Origin of the sequence: Thalassolituus sp. UBA2009, from assembly GCF_002335285.1 — a bacterium.
GTDB lineage: Bacteria > Pseudomonadota > Gammaproteobacteria > Pseudomonadales > Oceanobacteraceae > Venatoribacter > Venatoribacter alkanivorans.
The window spans coordinates 1-2,288 of the sequence record NZ_DDCJ01000017.1 but is presented as its reverse complement, the minus strand read 5'-3'; the positions used below and the strand labels follow the sequence as shown (position 1 = coordinate 2,288).

Sequence of the window (2,288 nt, the reverse complement as noted above, 5' to 3'; positions counted from 1 at the left end):
TTGGTGTTGTTTGCTCTGATGATTGTCGGTGGCGACCTGATTCATAACTTTGCGGTGGCACTGATGATTGGTGTGGTGGTGGGTACTTACTCGTCGGTATTTGTTGCCTCCAGTCTGTTGCTGATGATGAAGATCAGCCGTGAAGATCTGATGCCGCCGGAAGTGGAAGAAGTGGACGACCGTCCATAATATTTTCTGCTCAGAAAAAAACGCATCGCCTGGCGATGCGTTTTTTTTATCTTTTTATAACCATTAATCTGAACACTGCGGACATTCTATGCTGAGCTACCGCCACGCTTTTCATGCCGGCAATTTTGCCGATGTACTGAAACATCTGATTCAGGTTGAAATCCTGCAATACCTGCAGCAGAAAGAAAAACCTTTCGTCTATATCGACACTCACTCAGGTGCCGGTCTGTATTCACTGCAATCAGCGGAAGCAGAGAAAAATGCCGAGTTTGAAACCGGTATCGGCCGTCTGCAGAACTGCGACTGGCCGGAATTACAGAGCTACCTTAATGCGGTGGCCAGCAGCCGTCCGGATCATGATCAGAGTGGTCTGGCAGCCAGTCAGCTTTATCCGGGCTCACCGAGACTTGGGCAGCTGTTTTTACGAGAGCAGGACCGCGCACAGCTGTTTGAACTGCATCCGCAGGACTTTCGTTTGCTGGATGAATTAATGGCGACTGACCGCCGCTTGCGTGTTGAGCAAAGCGATGGATTTAAAGGGTTAATTGCAGCGCTGCCACCACGTGAACGTCGTGGACTGGTATTAATTGATCCGCCGTATGAAATTAAAAGCGATTATGAGCTGGTGGTTGATACGCTGATAAAAGCCCACCGACGCTTTGCCACAGGTATTTATGCACTCTGGTATCCGGTGGTGGAACGCAGTCGTATCAATAAGCTGGAGCAGCAACTGAAAGCCAGCGGCATTGCCCGTATTCAGTTATTTGAACTGGGATTGAGTGCGGATACTGAAGGGCGGGGAATGACGTCTTCCGGCATGATTGTGATTAATCCGCCATGGACACTGAAAGATAAAATGCAGAACCTGTTGCCAAGGCTGAGTCAGCATCTGGCCGGAGAGCAGGGCGTCTGGCGTTGTGAAGAGTTGGCGGGCGAATAACGCCCGCTCTCTTTGATGTTACCTTTATCAGGCTTGCTGCCAGACGACACTCTGGGCATGTTCCCTCTGAATCAGGTCGTGATATTTACTCTCAATTAAGTGGCGTTTGATTTTTAACGTCGGCGTCAGTAAGCCATTTTCCACACTCCAGCTGTCATCTACGACGACCATGGCATCCAGGCGGGCGTGGCTTTCCAGCTTTTTATTTATGTGTTCCAGGGTATGTTGCAGGCTGTCGCGTAAGTGGTCTTTATTATGCGCCTGAGCTTCCGGTGTCAGTACTACCAGAGCAATGGGTTGTTTAAGATTGCTGCCGGTAACACAGATCTGTTCAATCAGTGAATTTTCCATTAATAAGGATTCAATCGGCACCGGCGCGACGTATTTACCTTTGGCGGTTTTGAATATTTCTTTCAGGCGGCCGGTAATCCGGACGTAACCATCACTGTCGACGGTGCCCTTATCACCGGTGCGCAGATAGCCATCGGCGGTAAAGGCTTCGGCAGTTTTTTCCGGCTCCAGATAATACTCTTTCATCACGCAGGGACCTTTCAGCTGAATTTCGCCATCTTCAGCAATGCGCAGATCAACCCCGTCGTAGGGGTGACCAATACAGCCGATTTTATCGCGGCGGAACGGATAGCTCAGCGTGCCCAGACCATTGTTTTCCGACATACCCCAGCCTTCGCTGATATTAATGCCAATGCGTTCATACCAGTGCAGGGTAGCCGGAGAAATCGGGGCCGAACCGGAACCAAACAGGCGTGCGCTGTCGAGTCCCAGTTGCTGGCGGATTTTTTTCGCGACGATGCCTTTCAGAATCGGAATACTGAGCAGACGATTGAGTTTCTTCGGTGGGATTTTGGCCAGTACGCCCATCTGGAAGCGTGTCCAGAGGCGCGGCACAGAGATAAATAACGTCGGTGATACGGCCTTCAGGTTTTCGGCAAAGGTATCGAGTGACTCAACAAAAGCAACGCTGAAGCCGTTATACAGGCTGGCACCCTCGACATACACACGCTCAGTAATGTGAGCCAGTGGCAGGTAGCTGAGCATGCGTTCTTTATTGCCAACCTTCAGAGCCTGGGCCAGAGCCTGGCAACTCCAGCCGTAAGAACCAAAGGTGTTAACCACGCCTTTCGGATTACCGGTGCTGCCA

General features: G+C 50.7%; 2 protein-coding genes and 1 pseudogene. 2 read left to right on the top strand and 1 reads right to left on the bottom strand.

Annotation, left to right across the window (positions count from 1 at the left end):
* Nucleotides 1-189, top strand: a pseudogene (locus B3P58_RS01665) (protein translocase subunit SecF); the annotation flags it as partial.
* 88 nt (nucleotides 190-277) lie between these two features.
* Nucleotides 278-1,129 carry a 23S rRNA (adenine(2030)-N(6))-methyltransferase RlmJ gene (locus B3P58_RS01660; RefSeq protein WP_286715618.1) on the top strand — a complete coding sequence of 284 codons (852 nt, stop codon included), beginning with the start codon at nucleotides 278-280 and terminating at the stop codon, nucleotides 1,127-1,129.
* A gap of 27 nt (nucleotides 1,130-1,156) precedes the next feature.
* Here the strand turns inward: B3P58_RS01660 and B3P58_RS01655 are convergent.
* On the bottom strand, nucleotides 1,157-2,288 hold a 1,132-nt coding region (locus B3P58_RS01655; RefSeq protein WP_286715616.1), incomplete at its 5' end, for an AMP-binding protein.